Genomic DNA, 16756 nt, shown 5'->3' on the forward strand with positions numbered 1-16756 from the left:
GCAATCGCTTTGTTTTGCAAAGGCCCGGTGAGAAATCACCGGGCTTTATTTTTTCACGAGGTCGCAGATGCGTTGCACCACCAGCCCGGTGTGTTCCATCGGCAAGAAGTGCGTGGCATCGGCAATCACCTCGATGTGGGCCTTGGGCAAATGCTTCTGAATGCGCGCGTGTGCGGTGGCGGGAAATGTAGATCCTCGACTTGCTGCCAGAATATGGATTGGGCAGCCTGGGTCACGAATCCAGCGCGCGGCATTGGGCTCTGTGTGTTGAAAGGTAAGTGATTCCCAGCTGGGTGGGCAGGCCAGTTCAACTTCATTGTTGTGGCTGGGCACAAAACCATGTTCTACATAGGCTTTTAGCCATTCATCGCTCCACGTACCAAATGCTTTTTTGCTGCGGTAATTCTCAAAAGCGTCTTGGTGTGTTGGGAAACTTGCCCGCCGTCGGGCGGCTGCTGCAGCCATGGCAATTCGGTCAGCAAAGCCAAACCAGTTTGCCAAGCGCAAGGCAAAACCTTGCTTGGGGTCCAGTAACACCGGTTCTACCAATACCAGACCCTTTACTTTCTCAGGGCGTAGGGCCGCTGCCGCCAAGCTGGTGGTGGCACCGATTGAATGCCCGGCAAGCCACATGGGTTCGCTGGCCTGGTCAAGCACGGCGATCAGGTCTTGATAATAAGTGGACCAGCCGCGAAATGTTTTTGGGTTGCCCGCTGACCGGCTTTCGCCATGTCCGCGCATGTCCCAGGTGTGTACGTCAAAGTGTGGCAATAACTCGCGTAGCAATGGGGTGTAGGTTTTGGCGTTAAACCCGGTGGCGTGTGCCCAATGCAGTTTGGGTTTGTTTCCGGAGTTAGACCAGCGCATCATTTGTATTACGCTGCCATCGTGAGAAACAACGGGGTATGCAGATTCGATCATTCGGAGCGTTCAAGCCACATGGCGTCGCCGTAACTGAAGAACCTGTATTGTTGCGCAATTGCATGCGCATATGCGTTGAGTATGTTGGTTTTTCCGGCAAAAGCAGACACCAGCATCAGCAAGGTGCTTTTGGGTAAGTGGAAATTGGTGATCAGCCTGTCGACCACTTTGAAGCTGTAGCCGGGTTTGATAAAAATTTGCGTGTCGCCGGCATGGCCGCGATGCGCAAATTCTGCTGCCTTATTCAAACCTTCGGTGGTGCTTAAATTGCAGCCTGTTTCCGTGGCCCAGGCCTCCAATGCCCGCAGGGAAGTGGTGCCCACTGCAACCACTTTGCCACCATTTTCTTTGGCTTTGATCATGCTTCGATTAGCGAACCCGAAATGGCGTAGCGCTCGCTGTGCATCACGTGTTCATCCACGTTGTCTGTTTTAACAGGCAGGAAAGTACCAGCGCCGACATGCAATGTCAGGTTCAACAGCTTTACGCCGCGCGCCTGTGCGTCTTGTAGCAGCTTCTCGGTGAAATGCAGGCCCGCCGTGGGGGCAGCCACAGCGCCCGGCTCACGCGCAAACACGGTTTGGTAGCGTTCATCGTCTTGCGCATTCGCGCTGTGTTCAATGTAGGGGGGCAGGGGCAGGGCGCCATGCGTATCCAGCAACTCGGGCAGGCTCAGGCTGCTTTCCAGTAACTCCAGCTGGTACATCATGTCGTGTTTGGTCAGCACACGGGCTGTGGCCGCGCCAGCCAATACAATTTCACTGCCCGGTTTGGGTGACTTGCTGGCCCGAATCATGGCGGTAAAGCGCCTGTCGTCGAGAATTCGCTCCAGCATCACTTCGATTTTTCCGCCACTGGCTTTGTGGCCTTCAAGTCGGGCCTTCAGCACTTTGGTGTCGTTAACCACCAGGACATCATTGGGCTGAAGCAAGTTCAGCACATGCGCAAACAGGTGATCTTCAATGGATTTGTTGTTGTTGCAAACAAGCAAGCGCGACTCACCACGGTGTTCCGGGGGGTGTTGGGCAATCAGTTGTTCAGGAAGATCAAAATCGAATTCGGACAGTTTCATGGTTGCTTTCATGTTGTCCTGGGGGCTGGTGCCGAGGGCGGGAATCGAACCCGCACGATATCTCTACCACTGGATTTTGAGTCCAGCGCGTCTACCAATTCCGCCACCTCGGCAAGCCCGCAATTATGGCAAAAAACAATATTGAACACAACACCCCTTTGCAGAAATAAGTCATTTTTTTTGCGATTGCTGACAATGTGCCCCTCTCGTGGGATTACCGCTTGCGCAGCGAACCCACATACTGGTTGTGTACCTTATCCAAAACGGGTTTGTTCACAATGTCTTTCAAGTGGAAATGGTTGCTTACTACGTTTGTAGCCCAGTTGCTGCTGGGGGGCATTTTCACGACCATTCAATACATACACATGGGCAAATTGGCCGAGCAGGACCTGCTTCGCATTCAGGAAAGTTTTCAATCCGAACTGACCAAGGCTCATTTGGCCAACAACAGCCATTCGCTGAACGCACTTTCTTCAATCGTTCGGGATTTCTACTCGCGCCACAAACCCGCAGCCGTGTGGGTGAACGAGGGCAGCGAGATGGCTTATGCCATGGGCGACGTGCCCGACGACCTGACCCCGGCGGCAACCCCTTTGTTGTCGATTTTTGATTTACCAAATACCGGGCAACAACTGAAGGTGTTGTTTGATGAAAACGAAGTGTACCGGGGCCGCAATGACATGCTGTTTTACCTGGCCGGTGTGTTTTTATTGAGTGCGCTGGCCTGCTCAATGATTCTGTTGGGCTTGAGCAATACCCTGTCTGCCCGGCTCGAGGACCTTCGCAGCAAGGCCATGGAATTGCAGTCTGGAAAAATTCAGTCCCGAATCGAGGTGACCGGGCGTGACGAAATTTCCTGTTTGGGTGCGGCCTTCAACAGCATGGCCCAGGCCATTGAATTGCAAATGAAGGCCATGGAGCAAAGCCACGCACGGTCGGTGTCTGAGAAAAACCGACTCGATATGCTGTTGTCGTCTCTGGCCAGTGGCGTTGCTTATCTGGATGAGCATTTCAACTTGCTTTACTTGAACAAAGCCCTGGCAAAAATGCTGAAAATTGAAACACTCAATCCCGAGTCGGCGAAGCTTGAGTCGGTGTTGATTCAAGCGGGGGTGGTTCGAGAGCAGCGAATTCGTTTGAAAGACTTGGTGACTGATTATTTTGGGAATCATGAGATGCCTGTTGAACTGAATTTTACGGATGGCCGGGTGCTGCAATTCCGGTTTGCGGTGTACAACGACAAAATTCAGGGTGCCCATGCGGTGTTGATTGTAGACGACGTCAGTATTCGCAAAAATGTGGAGGACTTGCGCAATGAGGTAGAGCGCGATCCACTGACTGGCGTGCTGAACCGACGGGGGTTCGATATGACCCTTGAGGCTCGGCTTTCGCGATTGCTGCCGGGAGAAACTCTTGGGCTTATGTTTCTCGACCTTGACGGGTTCAAGGCCGTGAATGACACCCTGGGCCACAAAGCCGGCGATCAAATTTTGAAGACCAGTGCCACATTGCTGAAGGGCGCAACTCGAAACGTGGACCATGTTGCGCGCTTGGGCGGCGACGAATTCGCCATTATTGTGGCCCGCTGTAATATTCAATTGCTTAAAAACATTGCGGAACGAATTATTGAATCATTTGCCTGCGACAAGCTATTGGTGCGTGTTCGGCAAAACCATGGTTTGACGGTGTCGTGCAGCATTGGCGCGGCCATGCACCCACTGCATGGGCATTCCATTCAACAGCTGCTTGAAATTAGCGATGAGCAAATGTATCAAGCCAAGAAGGCGGGTAAAAACTGCTATCGAATTGCCGGAGTGGCCACTGAACTTTTGCTTGGTGATGCAGCAGTCAAGGTCTAAGTTGGTCAAATGTTTTCATGGTTAGCCCCAGTGTCGAAGCCAGCGATTAGCCGGTAGCCTTCTAGCAACTGAACTGGAGACACAAGACCATGAACATTGTTTGGCTGGAAAGCGAAACCGTACGTACCCCTTTGCCCCGTCCAGAGTGCGCGCACACGTGGACTGAATACCCTTTCACCACTGCAGACACGCTCAAAGAGCGCATCAAGGAAGCGGAAATTCTGATTATCAACAAGGTGAAAATTGGCCCGGCCGAGCTGGACGCAGCACCTAAACTGAAAATGATTCAATTGGTGGCCACGGGTACCGACAACGTGGACAAAGCGGCTTGTGCCGAGCGCGGCATCAAGGTAAGCAATGTGGTGAATTACGGCCCCGAATCCGTGGCTGAGCACGCCATGGCGTGTATTTTGCAGTTGACCCGCCGCGTACCCGAGTGGGAAGCGCTGGTGCACGATGGCAGTTGGAGTGCATCGCGCTTTTTTTGCCTGCACACACTGCCCATGCGTGGCCTGCACACCCAAACACTGGGCGTGCTGGGTAGCGGGGCGATTGGCGGCAAGCTGATTGAATTTGCCAAGGCTTTTGGCATGACTATTTTGCACATTGAACGCCAAGGCGTTGAAAAACCTCGTGAGGGGTATGTGACTTTCGAGCACGGACTGGCCCACAGCGATGTGCTCAGCCTGCATTGCCCCCTGAATGAGCAAACGAAGGGTTTGATTGGTCCCGACACCATTCCCAAAATGAAAAAGGGCGCGATACTGATTAACACTGCACGCGGTGGTTTGGTGCAGTTTGATGCGCTGAAACAAGCCATAGAAAGTGGGCACTTGGGCGGTGCTGCACTCGATGTGCTGGAAGTAGAGCCGCCGCCCCGCGATCACCTGATGGTGCAGTGGCAGCACCCGCGCTGCATTATCACGCCACACGTGGCTTGGGGCACCGAAAGTTCGCAGGCCAACGCTGGGCGTTTGGCCATTAAACATGTGGACGAGTTTATTGCTGAAAACCTGTAAGCAGACTGGGTCGATTGGCTGTTGTATGAAAAGTACATTTGCTGCACCCAGCCGGTGCAGCAAGTGAATTTAAAGCGATTGCACAAATAATAAGCACCAAATAGGCTTAGAATGCGTGCATGACACAAACTGAACCGTATACCACCAGCGCAGCTGAAGAAGCTGCACTCGCGAATGTAACCTTTGCAGACTTCGCGCTGCACCCCGACATCCAGAAAGCCATTGATGCCCAGGGGTACACCCAACCTACACCCATTCAAGCCAAAGCCATTCCAGTGGTGCTGACTGGCGTGGACGTGATGGGCGCGGCCCAGACCGGTACGGGCAAAACCGCTGGCTTCTCATTGCCGATTTTGAACCGCTTGATGCCGCTGGCCACGGAGAACACGTCGCCTGCCCGCCACCCGGTTCGTGCGCTTATTTTGACGCCCACTCGGGAGTTGGCTGACCAGGTTGCTGCCAATGTGCACACCTACGCCAAGTTCACACCTCTGCGTTCCACTGTGGTGTACGGCGGTGTTGACATTAACCCCCAGATTCAGGCTTTGCGCCGTGGGGTTGAGTTGGTGATTGCCACGCCTGGGCGCTTGCTGGATCACGTTCAGCAAAAAAGCATTAACTTGGGACAAGTGCAGGTGCTGGTGCTGGATGAAGCCGACCGCATGCTGGACATGGGCTTTTTGCCCGACCTGCAACGAATCATCAACTTGTTGCCTAAAACGCGCCAGAACCTGTTGTTCTCGGCCACGTTTTCACCGGAAATCCAGAAGCTGGCCAAAAGCTTCATGGTGTCGCCAACATTGATTGAAGTGGCGCGCCGCAATGCAACTTCCGAGAACATCAAACAGGTTATTTTCGCGCTCGACAGCGAAGAAGACAAACGCATGGCGGTTTGCCACCTGATTCAAAGCAAAGCGCTAAGCCAGGTCATTGTGTTTTCAAACACCAAGCTGGGCACTGCCCGTTTGGCGCGTCACCTTGAAAAAGAAGGTGTATCGAGCACAGCCATTCATGGCGACAAAACCCAGATTGAGCGAACCAAGTCGCTTGAAGCCTTCAAGGCTGGTGAAGTGACGGTGCTTGTGGCCACCGATGTAGCCGCACGCGGTTTGGACATTGCTGATTTGCCTTGCGTGATCAACTACGACCTGCCCACCACGCCTGAAGATTATGTGCACCGCATTGGCCGCACTGGCCGTGCTGGCGCCAAGGGCACTGCGTATTCGTTTGTCGTAAAACGCGATGAACGTGCCTTGAAAGACATTGAAAAGCTGATTGGCAAAGCCTTTGTGCGTGAAGAACTTGAGGGCTTTGTGCCTGGGGTACGCGCGCCAAGGGAAGAGCGAGGCGGTCGCGAAGGTCGCAGCGAGGGACGTGGCGAAGGCCGCAATGAGGGCCGCACTTACGAGGGTCGTTCCGACCGTCGCCCTGCACGAAGTGGTGATGAGGCTGCACCAGCCCGTGAACGCCGCCCTTCACGTGATATGTCTTATCAGGGGGCCCGTTTCAACGACAATGCGCCAATTCACCGCGATGCGGAATACGAACGCTTGCGTGCCAAGCTGGCCCAAACACGTGTGAAAGACTCGTTGTTCAATCAGCCTTATCAAGAATCCAAGGAAGACAAGGCCGCTGGTGAAGCTGCTGCTTCGGGTCAGTCTTCGGTTGGCAACAACAAACCAAAAAACAAGAATGCCGCGCCTGTGGCGTTTTTGTTGGGTGGTAGTCCGAGAAACTAAGCCCAGAACCTGAGCCACGCAATTAAGACTTATCGCGCAGCTTGCGCTGCCCGATAATTGGCCCAAACCAGAGTCGCCAATTCAAGCCACTGAGTCACTTCAGTGGCTTTTATTTTGCCCAAACCGAAGTGTTGCCACACGGTATTCAAGTTCAGCACAGGGTCGTGTTCGGGCACAGCCAAAGCACCGGTTTGTTTGGAAAGCTTTTGCCCGTCTTCGGCCAAGATCACAGGCAAGTGCCAGTAGGCAGGGGGCTTTATAACCGCTTGTGTCTCAAGCCCGCTTTGCAGTGCGTTCCACACTGCAATTTGTCGGGCGGTGGTGTCGGTCAGGTCTTCACCGCGCACAATGTGCGTTACCTTGCTGGCCAAATCATCGACAACCACGACTAGGTGGTAGGCCCAAAATCCATCGCCCCGTTTCAATACAAAATCACCACTGCTGGTATTCAAGTCGTCTTCAAACCGCCCTAGCCTGTGGTCTTGCCATTGCACAGGTTCAACTGGGCAGCGAAAACGAATGGCTCGGGCTTCCCGGCCAGCTGGCATGCCGTGCCGGCACGTGCCGGGGTAAATACGATTCTGGCCTGGCGCGCGCGTTGAATTGACATCGTCGATTTCTTTGCGGGTGCAGGCGCAAGGGTAGGTCAGGTTTAGCACGCTCAATCGTTTCAAGGCCACTTCATACACCGAGTGCCGTTGCGATTGCACCCACACTTCGCCTTGCCATTGAAGGCCATGGCGTTTCAAGGTGTGAAGAATGTGTTCAACAGAAGCCGTGTCGCAACGCCCCTCGTCAATGTCTTCAATGCGCAAAAGCCATTGCCCGTGGTGCACCCTGGCATCCAGAAAGCTACCAAGCGCGGTGGCCAGCGAACCCAAATGCAAGGGGCCAGTGGGCGAGGGGGCAAAGCGGCCAACGTAGGGCGTTTGTGCAGGTGTGTTCAGCACTATTTATTGAGGTGGTTGAAAGTTAAGTTGTACCGTGGCCAGGTGTTGGGTCCACCAGTCCAGTGCCTTGCCTTGGCTGCCCCGTTGCCAGGCAAAGCACAGGCTGCTCTGGCGGGTACTGTCTTCGGTTTTTTTCACAAGCAGTTCTCCGTTGGCCACCTCTTGCTCAATCAGGTTCCAGGGTAGCCAGCCGCAACCCAGGCCGGCCAGTTGTGCCTTCATTTTCGCCTGAAGATTGGGCACCGTCAGCACGGCCTGCCCGCTTTGCAAGCCAAAAGTAAGCGGCTTGAAGTTGCGGGACGTGTCGCCAACGGCTACCGCACGGTACTGGCGAATGGTGTCGATGCACAGCGGTTCCTCCGCATTGGCCAGCGGGTGGCTTGGGGCCACTGCAAACACAAACAGCGATTGCCCGAAGCTTTGAATGTGCAGCCCGGTGGCGCTGGCAAACTGGTTTTGATCCAGGCGGCTGCCAATCAACAGGTCGGCTCGACCTGAGTACAAAGCCTCCCAGGTGCCCGACAACACCTCGCTTGAGAAACGCAGCCGTGTCGGGCTTTCCAGCGCATCGAATGCCTGAATCCAGGGTATGGCTTTTTCGAACGGCACCACGGAATCCAGCACAATACGCAGCTCGGCCTCCCAACCACTGGCCACGGCTTTCACGCGCTTGGTGAGTGCATCGGTGCTTTCAAGTAACTTGCGACCCTCTTCCAACAGGGCTTTGCCCGCAGGGGTTAGTTTGGCTTTGTGGCCAGACCGGTCGTAAATCAGAACATCCAGACTGTCTTCCAGCTGCCGAAGTTGGTAGGTGATCGCCGAAGGTGCCTTGTTCAGGGCCACGGCGGCGGCGGCAAAACTGCCCCGCGCTTCAATCAATTCAAGCAGGGCTAGGCTGTCGAGGTTGATGGTCATGGGTTCAGTTTTTTTGAATGAGTTCGTCAAATTCTACGCCTTGTTTGGCCGTATGGCACCACCTACACTGAATTCATCATTCAACAGGAGGTTGAACATGTTCCAGATCAGAAAATCCAACGAGCGCGGTTACGCCAACCATGGTTGGCTTGAGAGCTATCACAGCTTTTCTTTTTCCAGCTACTACGATCCCAAGCACATGGGTTTCGGCCCACTGCGCGTAATCAATGAAGACTGGGTTCAGCCGCAAACCGGTTTTGGCACGCACGGTCACCGCGACATGGAAATTATTACTTACATGTTGGGTGGCGAGCTTAGCCACCGGGACAGTTTGGGTGGTGGTTCGGCCATCAAGCCCAATCAGATTCAGCGCATGAGTGCAGGCACCGGTATTCGACATTCAGAAATGAATGCGCACAAAACCGATGTGGCTCACTTGCTGCAAATCTGGATTGAGCCTGCCGTGAATGGCGTGGAGCCTGGTTACAAGGACCACGATCTGGATGTAGCCACAATCACCGGTCAGCTTGGTCTGATCGTGACAGGCGACAGGGCCGAGGCTGATGCGAAAAAAATCGCCTTTATTCACCAGGACGCAAAAATGTACGCAGGCCGCTTGAGCAATCAAAGCGTACACCGTGAGTTGGACCCGGCACGCAAAGGCTATTTGCATGTGGCGAAGGGTTCTTTGAATGTGGGCAATGTGTTGCTTCAAACCGGGGATGCACTGTTGATTGCCGGTGAGCGGGAATTGAATTTTGATGTGAGCGAACAGGCCGAGGTACTTTTCTTCGACTTGCCAGCTTGATTGTTAAAACAACAAGGGAGTAAAAAATGACACAAGTAGCAATTGTTTATCACAGTGGTTATGGTCACACAGCCAAAGTGGCGCAGGCCGTTGAACAAGGTGCAGCGGGCGTGGCGGGTGTACAAACCCACCTCATTTCAGTCAACGACGTGAACGACGCCACTTGGGACGTATTGGCCAAGGCTGATGCCATCATTTTCGGCTCACCCACCTACATGGGCGGTGCCTCGGCGGACTTCAAAAAGTTTGCAGACGCTTCCAGCAAGGTGTGGTTCAGCCAAGGCTGGAAGAACAAGGTGGCGGGCGGCTTTACCAATTCGCTTTCCATGAGTGGCGACAAGTTGAGCACGCTTCAGTATTTCGTAACCTACGCCATGCAACACGGCATGATCTGGGTGGGCAGTGCCACCCCGGGTGCCCAGAGGCCTGGCGATGTAAATGAACTGAACCGCGTGGGTTCTTGGGTGGGTGTGATGACTCAATCGGACAATGCCCCGGCAGACGTGACTCCGCCTGCTTCTGACCTGGAAACTGCGAAAGTTTATGGTGCCCGGGTGGCTGAGTTTGCCAAGAGGCTGGCTGGCTAATAGTTGGCCCAAGACGTAAATCGGCTGTAATCAAATATCCGTTTGCGGATAAAATGGGGGGATGACAAATTCATCCCCCACATTGCCTTCCACGTTTGTTCACCTGCGCATGCACACTGAATTTTCGGTGCTCGATGGTATGGTGCGCGTGGGCGAGGCCGTCAAAGCCGCCGCTGGCTGTGGCATGCCCGCGCTGGCCATCTCCGATCTGTCCAACCTGTTTGGTTTGATCAAGTTTTACGGCAAGGCACGCGGTGCCGGTGTCAAGCCAATTGCGGCTTGCGATGTGTGGATTGAAAGCGATCGCGATGAAGAACAGCCCGCCCGCGTGCTGTTGCTGGTGCAAAACCACAAAGGCTATTTGCAGCTTTGCGAGCTTCTAAGCCGTGCCTTCTTGCGCAATCAGAAACGCGGAAAAGCCACGCTGAAGTTTGAATGGTTTGATGAGGTAGGTTGTGATGGCCTGATCGCCGTCTCCGGGTTTGCCAATTCCGATGTCGGCCAGTTTTTGCTGGGTGGCAACATGGCCCGCGCTGAAGACTCAGCCCGCAAATTCCTGAAGTATTTCGAGGGGCGCTATTACATTGAGCTTCAGCGCGATGGGTCCACCCAGGCCGAGAACCTGGTGAATTTAAGTTGTCAGTTGGCGGCCAAGTTGCAGCTGCCTGTGGTGGCCACGCACCCGATTCAGTTTTTGAAGCCTGAAGACTTCCGTGCGCATGAAGCGCGGGTGTGTATTGCACAGGGCGAAATTTTGTCGAACCCGCGCAGGCCACGTCGTTTTACCGAGCAGCAGTATTTCAAAACTGCGCAGGAAATGGCAGAACTGTTTGCCGACATTCCCAGCGCCATCCGCAACAGTATTCGAATTGCCCAGCGTTGTAATTTAACGCTGGAATTGGGCAAACCCAAGTTGCCCGCATTCCCCACGCCAGACGGCATGACGCTTGACGACTACCTTGTGCATTTGTCCAAGGAAGGTTTGGAAAAACGCTTGACGCACCTGTTCCCGAACATAGAGGAACGGGAAAAGATGCGCCCGGAATACGAAGCGCGTTTGAAAATTGAATGCGACACCATTATCGGTATGGGCTTTCCCGGTTACTTCCTGATTGTTCAAGACTTCATTAACTGGGGCAAAAAAAATGGCGTGCCTGTGGGCCCAGGGCGGGGGTCTGGTGCAGGCTCGCTGGTGGCGTATGCCCTAGGCATTACCGATCTTGACCCGTTGCGGTACGACTTGCTGTTCGAGCGGTTTCTGAATCCCGAGCGGGTTTCCATGCCTGACTTCGACATCGACTTTTGCCAGGACAACCGCGACCGCGTCATCGATTACGTGAAGCAAAACTACGGGCGCGATGCGGTTAGCCAAATCGCAACCTTCGGTACCTTGGGTGCGAAAGCGGTCATTCGCGATGCGGGCCGTGTGCTCGACATGCCCTATATGTATTGCGACGGCCTGTCCAAGTTGATTCCGCAAACGCCCACGGACCCGTGGGACCTTGAACGCGCGTTGAATGAAGAGCCCACGTTCAAGGAGCGGGTGGAAAACGAAGACGAGGCCAAGGAAATCATCGCAGTGGCGCGGCCTTTGGAGGGACTGACCCGCAACGTGGGTATGCACGCGGGTGGCGTGTTGATCGCACCGGGCAAGTTGACTGATTTTTGTCCCTTGTATTGTGCTGACGGTTCAACCGATTCTGTGGTGTCGCAATACGACAAAGACGACGTAGAAGCCGTGGGCCTGGTGAAGTTCGACTTCTTGGGCCTGCGCAACCTGACCATTCTGGATTGGGCAGTGCGTTGGGTGCGGGAAAACTACGAAGACCAGCGCGACTTCCGCTTGGAAGACTTGCCGCTGGACGACCCTGCGGTGTATCAGTTGTTTTCAGAGGGCAACACGACTGCAGTGTTCCAGTCTGAATCGCGTTCCGCGAAAGACCTGGAAAAGAAACTGAAGCCCGACAACTTCGAAGACATCATTGCCTTGATGGCGCTGAACCGTCCTGGCCCTTTGGGCTCCGGCATGGTGGACGACTTCATTGCCCGTAAAAAGGAAACCTCCAAGACCGGCAAAGGGCGCGCGGAGTGGTACTTTCACCCCAAGCTCGAAGGCATCCTGAAAAGCACCTACGGTGTGATTGTTTACCAAGAACAGGTGATGCTGGTTGCCCAGATTCTGGCGGGCTATAGCTTGGGCGGTGCTGACCTGTTGCGGCGAGCCATGGGTAAAAAGAAGCCCGAGGAAATGGCCAAGCAGCGTGAAATTTTCACGACTGGCGCCACAGAGCGCGGTGTGGACCCGGCCGTGGCCAAGCAGCTTTTCGACTTGATGGAAAAGTTTGCAGAATACGGTTTCAACAAATCGCACTCGGCCGCTTATGCGCTAATTGCGTACCATACAGCTTGGTTAAAGGCACATTACCCAGCGGAATTCATGGCTGCGTCCATGAGTTCAGACATGGACGACACCGACAAAGTCAAAATCTTTGTTGAAGACGCCATGGCCATGTGTCAGGTGCCGGGCAAGAAAGCCGGCACCATGGTCACGATGCTGGGTCCGGATGTGAACGAGTCCAATTTCCGCTTTACCGCGGTGCGCATTGATGGTGAGAAGCGTGCAAGCGCCATTCGCTACGGTTTGGGTGCTGTAAAAGGAACTGGCCAGGCTGCCTGTGAGGCCATTGTTGCCGAGCGCAACGCCAATGGTCCGTTCACCAGTCTCTTCGATTTCGTGAAGCGTGTAGACAGCAAACAGATCAATCGCCGGGTGATTGAGGCACTGATTCGCGCAGGTGCTTTCGATTCTCTGAACCCAGACCGCGCCAGGTTGTTGGCCAGTTCAGGGCAGGCCATGGAATGGGCTGCTCAACAGGCCGCCACAGCTGCACAGGTGAGTTTGTTCGGTGAAGCCTTGGGTGGCGATGCACCGCCGGAATTGGTGGAAGTGCCCACCTGGAGCGAACGTGAAAAGCTGCAGCAGGAAAAAGCGGCCTTGGGTTATTACTTCAGCGGGCATTTGTTCAAGGCCGATGAAGACAAAGTGCGCCAGTTCGTCAAACTGAAGTTGAAAGACCTGTCGCCTGGCCGGGATTTGGTGTGGATGGCGGGTGTAATCGCATCGCTGCGCACCATGATGACCAAGCGCGGGAAAATCGCGGTTGTGTTGCTCGACGATTCTACCGCGCAAGTTGAATTGTCAATTTTCAATGAGCAGTTTGAAGCCAACCGCAACCTGCTCAAAGAAGATTCGCTACTCGTGCTGCAAGGCAAGGTGTCTGAAGACTCTTACACCGGAGGCTTGCGAATTTCAGCCGAGAACCTGTATTCACTGGCCAGTGCCCGGGCCCACTTTGTTAGCCGCTTGAGGCTGAGCATGAACGGGCAATCGGATGCTGAAAAGCTGCGCGCCATGCTGGAGCCTTTCCGCGATCCCGTGCAGGGTTGTTTGGTCGAAATTGACTATCACAATGGGCAGGCTGCCTGCGTGGCGCAACTGAGCAGCGACTGGAAGGTGCGCCCGGAAGAAGACCTGCTGATTGAAATGCAAGGTTGGCTGGGTGAGGGCAATGCCAAGTGGGTGTTTGGCTGATTGATCAGCCAGTTTGGCGGAAACTATGGCGCTGTCGCCAACTCGTCGGGCTTGCTGAGCTAGCCCAATCAGCAGCGATGTCCCAATCGCCTCGCCTTCAAGAAAACCTGCCCTTGCGTGCCGAGCAGGGCCGGTGTTGACCAGCATGGGCAACAGAGAACGGACCCGACCTGCAGTTTAGGAGGGTCGTTCTCAGGCATCGCAAGGCTCAGCAAGGGAAAACCAGGTTTTCTGGCGACAGATTGGGATTCGCGCTGATTGTGCAAGCGAACACGCGATGACTGGGCAGCATGCACAGGCTGATTGGGCGACGAGCACATGCCGCTTGAGTCGCACTCGCTAGCCACACACAACCGTGTAAACTTCGACCATCCAATCCACGTTCACGCTGCATGCCCGAAATCACTGACTACACCGCCAAAGGTCTTTACAAACGTCTGCTTTCCTACAGCCTTCGTTACTGGCCGCTCTTTGCGACATCTCTTATTGCCCTGGTGTTTGCCGCTGTCACTGAGCCTTTGTTTGCCAGCCTGATGAAGCCGCTGATCGACGAGAACTTTTCCGGCGAGCGAACCGAAATGGCGAAGTGGCTGCCGGTCATTATTGTTGTGCTGTTCCTTATCCGTGGTTTGGCCACGTACATCAACGAGTATTGCAGCGCCAAGCTGGCTGGCCTCGTTGTTCACGATTTGCGGTTTGACATGCTGTCCCGCATTTTGCGTTTCCCCAATTCGTATTTTGTAGAACAACCCGCCGGTAAAATTATCTCCACCGTGTCCACCAACGTGGATGCGGTCACCGAAGCGGGTTTCAACATCATCACTGTGCTAATTCGCGATGGCGCAATCGTGATCGGCCTCATGGCCATTTTGCTTTACACCAACTGGCAGCTCACCTTGATCTGTTTTGCAATTCTTCCCTTGATAGCCATTGGTGTGTCGGTGGCAGCCAAGCGCTTGAACCGCTTTGCACACAGTGCGCAAACCTCGCATGCCGATTTGGTACAAAGCATTTCCGAGGTGATTGGCGCGCAAAAAATCATCAAGATTTACGGTGCGCAGCAGGTTGAAACCGATCGCTTTATGAAAAGCGCGGATGAAATCATGAAAAGTCGCGTGAAGCTGGTGGCCACCAGCGCGGCCAACTCCGCAATTGTTCAGTGGATACTTGCCGCTGCTGTGGCTGCTGTGGTGTATTTCGCTGGCATTTTGGCTGAAAGCGACAGTATGACTGCGGGCGATTTCGCCTCTTTCATGACCGCGATGATGATGTTGTTGGCCCCAGTGAAGCGCCTGACCAACATTAACCAGCAGCTTCAAAAGGGCTTGGCGGCTGCCGACAACGTATTCCGGGTAGTAGACCGCTCGGTTGAAAATTCCAGCGGCACCCACACCACCGATCGGGCCCTGGGCTATATAGAATTCAACAAAGTGGGGCTTACCTTTCCTGGCGCAGAGGCGCCTACGCTGGTTGATATTAATTTGTGGGTCAAACCCGGGCAAACCGTGGGTATTGTGGGTGTGTCGGGCGGTGGCAAGTCAACATTGATCAACTTGTTGCCTCGTTTTCTGGACCCCACAAGTGGCGTGGTGAAGCTGGACAGTGTTGATTTGAAACAATGGGATTTGCAGTGCCTTCGCCGCCAAATTGCTGTGGTAACACAGGAAAGCCATTTGCTGAACGACACCGTGCGCAACAACATTGCTTACGGCGAAATGCGTGGTGCCAGCGACGAAGCCATTTTGAATGCCGCCCGCATGGCCAATGCTCTGCCATTTATCGAAAAACTTGAAAATGGTCTGGATACGGTGCTGGGCGATAACGGACTGAGATTGTCTGGTGGCCAGCGCCAGCGTATTTCAATCGCACGGGCATTCCTTAAGAACGCCCCAATTCTAATTCTCGATGAAGCCACTTCTGCACTCGATTCCGAAGCAGAGCGTGAAGTTCAAGAGGACATGGAACGATTGCGCCATGGTCGAACCACACTGGTGATTGCACATCGATTGTCCACACTGACCACGGCCGATTTCATTATCGTGTTGGACCAAGGCAAGTTGATTGAGCAGGGCACCCACCAAGAACTGTTGGCCAGGCAGGGCAAATACCAATACCTGCATTCCATTCAAAATCAGTCCACAAGTTTGTCTACTGACTGAATCACAACTTCAGTGGGAATGGCTGCCAGCAAACGGGTCGTGTCGTCTGTATTAATACTGTCGGGGTGGGGAAGTGGCCCAAAGTCGCCCGCGTAAATGACGGTGGCTTTGTCCGACCAAGGCCGCCATTCCTGTACCCAGGAGGGACCAAACAGCGCCACCTGCGGCACATTCAATGCCGCGGCCATGTGCATGGGTGCGGAATCCACGCCCACATAAAACTTGCTTAACTTCAGCAAAGCCGCCAACAGGGGCAGGCTCATTTTGCCGCCCACATTCACCAACTGGCTTGAACCCGTTGAAAACTTGGCGCGTGCCAAGCGTTCTATTTCGGCTGTCATCGCCACCTCCACTGGGTCAGGGCTGCAGGTGAGTACCACGTGCAAACCTTGGTTCAGCAAATGCACCACCACGTCGGCAAACTTGTCGTCTTCCCAGCACTTAAAAGGCCAACGGGCAGCGGGGTGAATCAATACGAATGGTCCGTTCACTCTGTGCCCAGCCAAAAGTTTGTCGGCTTTGTCCAGGTTTTCAGGGCTTGGGCGCAACACCATTTCACCGCGCAGGCTGCGGGGGTTCACGCCCAGGGCTTGCAGGCACAGCAGGTTTAGCTCCACGGCGTGTGCTTGCCCCCGGGGTGGGGGTACCACACGGTGTGTAAAGCAGGCGTGCCACAGGGCCTTGTCGCGTTTTGCATAGGCCATTTGTACGCGCACGGGCGCATTTGAAAAGCGAGCGAGCAGGGCACCAACCCATTGGTCGGTTAAATGCACCACGGCATCGTAACGAGTACGCCGTGTCTCAAACACCAGTCCAAGTTCGGCCTTCAGCCTTGCAAAGCCTTTCAGTTTCCGGTCAATACAGAGCACCCGGTTAAGGTGCGGATTGTTTTGCAACAGAGGTGTTGTTTCTTTATAAATCAGGGTATCAACCTGTACGCCAGGAAATTGGTCGTGCAAGGCGTGGTAAAGGGCCGTGGTTAACAGCACATCACCGTGATGCCTCAATTTAATCACCAAAATTTTCTGCAAAGTATTTCAACCCGGTATTGATTAGAGTGAATTCACGCCCATGCGTGTGCGGTGGCGCATTAAACTGCCGAGTGAACCCGCACAAACGTTGAGCAAACACAGAG

The 16756-nt window shown here is 54.3% G+C and carries 11 protein-coding genes, 1 tRNA gene and 1 pseudogene; 7 read left to right on the top strand and 6 right to left on the bottom strand.

From position 1 onward, the window contains the following. Positions 1-45: 45 nt before the first annotated feature. The 3 genes and pseudogenes from BSZ31_RS07280 to BSZ31_RS07290 all read right to left on the bottom strand — a co-directional run bounded on the left by BSZ31_RS07280 (position 46) and on the right by BSZ31_RS07290 (position 2106). Positions 46-921, bottom strand: a complete 876-nt coding sequence (locus BSZ31_RS07280; protein WP_105028186.1) for an alpha/beta fold hydrolase — start codon at positions 919-921, stop codon at positions 46-48. Beyond that, a pseudogene (gene queA, locus BSZ31_RS07285) lies at positions 918-2005 on the bottom strand (tRNA preQ1(34) S-adenosylmethionine ribosyltransferase-isomerase QueA). The gene BSZ31_RS07280 and the pseudogene queA overlap by 4 nt, the downstream one beginning before the upstream one ends. 14 nt (positions 2006-2019) lie before the next feature. Beyond that, a tRNA-Leu gene (locus tag BSZ31_RS07290) sits at positions 2020-2106 on the bottom strand. 165 nt (positions 2107-2271) lie between these two features. Here BSZ31_RS07290 and BSZ31_RS07295 point away from each other — a divergent pair. The 3 genes from BSZ31_RS07295 to BSZ31_RS07305 all read left to right on the top strand — a co-directional run bounded on the left by BSZ31_RS07295 (position 2272) and on the right by BSZ31_RS07305 (position 6610). Further along, entirely contained in the window at positions 2272-3852 is a 1581-nt protein-coding gene (locus BSZ31_RS07295; RefSeq protein ID WP_146106630.1) for a diguanylate cyclase, read from the top strand. An 89-nt stretch (positions 3853-3941) separates the two neighbouring features. Further along, on the top strand, positions 3942-4871 hold the full coding sequence (locus BSZ31_RS07300; protein WP_105028188.1) for an NAD(P)-dependent oxidoreductase: 930 nt from the start codon (positions 3942-3944) through the stop codon (positions 4869-4871). Positions 4872-4990: 119 nt separating this feature from the next. Continuing rightward, the gene (locus BSZ31_RS07305; protein WP_105028189.1) at positions 4991-6610 is read left to right on the top strand and encodes a DEAD/DEAH box helicase; all 1620 of its coding nucleotides are present in this window, start codon (positions 4991-4993) and stop codon (positions 6608-6610) included. Positions 6611-6639: 29 nt separating this feature from the next. Here the strand turns inward: BSZ31_RS07305 and gluQRS are convergent, their stop codons facing one another. After that, on the bottom strand, positions 6640-7560 hold the full coding sequence (gluQRS, locus tag BSZ31_RS07310) for a tRNA glutamyl-Q(34) synthetase GluQRS (RefSeq protein ID WP_240605668.1): 921 nt from the start codon (positions 7558-7560) through the stop codon (positions 6640-6642). A gap of 3 nt (positions 7561-7563) precedes the next feature. Then, entirely contained in the window at positions 7564-8475 is a 912-nt protein-coding gene (locus BSZ31_RS07315) for a LysR substrate-binding domain-containing protein (RefSeq protein WP_105028190.1), read from the bottom strand. Between the two features lie 97 nt (positions 8476-8572). Here BSZ31_RS07315 and BSZ31_RS07320 point away from each other — a divergent pair, with 97 nt between their 5' ends. The 4 genes from BSZ31_RS07320 (at position 8573) to msbA (ending at position 15621) form a co-directional block, all read left to right on the top strand. After that, a complete protein-coding gene (locus BSZ31_RS07320) occupies positions 8573-9283 on the top strand; it encodes a pirin family protein (RefSeq protein WP_105029793.1) in 711 nt (236 codons plus the stop codon). A gap of 26 nt (positions 9284-9309) precedes the next feature. After that, positions 9310-9870: a flavodoxin family protein gene (locus tag BSZ31_RS07325; protein ID WP_105028191.1), complete on the top strand. Its 561-nt coding sequence runs from the start codon at positions 9310-9312 to the stop codon at positions 9868-9870. Between the two features lie 61 nt (positions 9871-9931). Further along, the gene (dnaE, locus tag BSZ31_RS07330; protein WP_105028192.1) at positions 9932-13462 is read left to right on the top strand and encodes a DNA polymerase III subunit alpha; all 3531 of its coding nucleotides are present in this window, start codon (positions 9932-9934) and stop codon (positions 13460-13462) included. A gap of 392 nt (positions 13463-13854) precedes the next feature. After that, positions 13855-15621 carry a lipid A export permease/ATP-binding protein MsbA gene (msbA, locus tag BSZ31_RS07335; protein ID WP_105028193.1) on the top strand — a complete coding sequence of 589 codons (1767 nt, stop codon included), beginning with the start codon at positions 13855-13857 and terminating at the stop codon, positions 15619-15621. On the opposite strand, the gene rfaQ is transcribed toward msbA, so the two are convergent. After that, positions 15594-16628 carry a putative lipopolysaccharide heptosyltransferase III gene (rfaQ, locus tag BSZ31_RS07340; RefSeq protein ID WP_168426891.1) on the bottom strand — a complete coding sequence of 345 codons (1035 nt, stop codon included), beginning with the start codon at positions 16626-16628 and terminating at the stop codon, positions 15594-15596. The two genes, msbA and rfaQ, sit on opposite strands and share 28 nt — an antisense overlap. Between the last annotated feature and the right edge of the window lie 128 nt (positions 16629-16756).

The sequence above is a fragment of the Limnobacter sp. SAORIC-690 genome (assembly GCF_002954425.1).
Classification (GTDB): Bacteria; Pseudomonadota; Gammaproteobacteria; order Burkholderiales; family Burkholderiaceae_B; genus Limnobacter; species Limnobacter profundi.

Coding starts and splice junctions, on each gene's coding strand:
- BSZ31_RS07325 (WP_105028191.1), top strand. CDS start 9,310: ATGACACAAGTAGCAATTGTTTATCACAGTGGTTATGGTCACACAGCC.
- dnaE (WP_105028192.1), top strand. CDS start 9,932: ATGACAAATTCATCCCCCACATTGCCTTCCACGTTTGTTCACCTGCGC.
- BSZ31_RS07315 (WP_105028190.1), bottom strand. CDS start 8,475: ATGACCATCAACCTCGACAGCCTAGCCCTGCTTGAATTGATTGAAGCG.
- BSZ31_RS07305 (WP_105028189.1), top strand. CDS start 4,991: ATGACACAAACTGAACCGTATACCACCAGCGCAGCTGAAGAAGCTGCA.
- BSZ31_RS07300 (WP_105028188.1), top strand. CDS start 3,942: ATGAACATTGTTTGGCTGGAAAGCGAAACCGTACGTACCCCTTTGCCC.
- BSZ31_RS07280 (WP_105028186.1), bottom strand. CDS start 921: ATGATCGAATCTGCATACCCCGTTGTTTCTCACGATGGCAGCGTAATA.
- msbA (WP_105028193.1), top strand. CDS start 13,855: ATGCCCGAAATCACTGACTACACCGCCAAAGGTCTTTACAAACGTCTG.
- BSZ31_RS07295 (WP_146106630.1), top strand. CDS start 2,272: ATGTCTTTCAAGTGGAAATGGTTGCTTACTACGTTTGTAGCCCAGTTG.
- BSZ31_RS07320 (WP_105029793.1), top strand. CDS start 8,573: ATGTTCCAGATCAGAAAATCCAACGAGCGCGGTTACGCCAACCATGGT.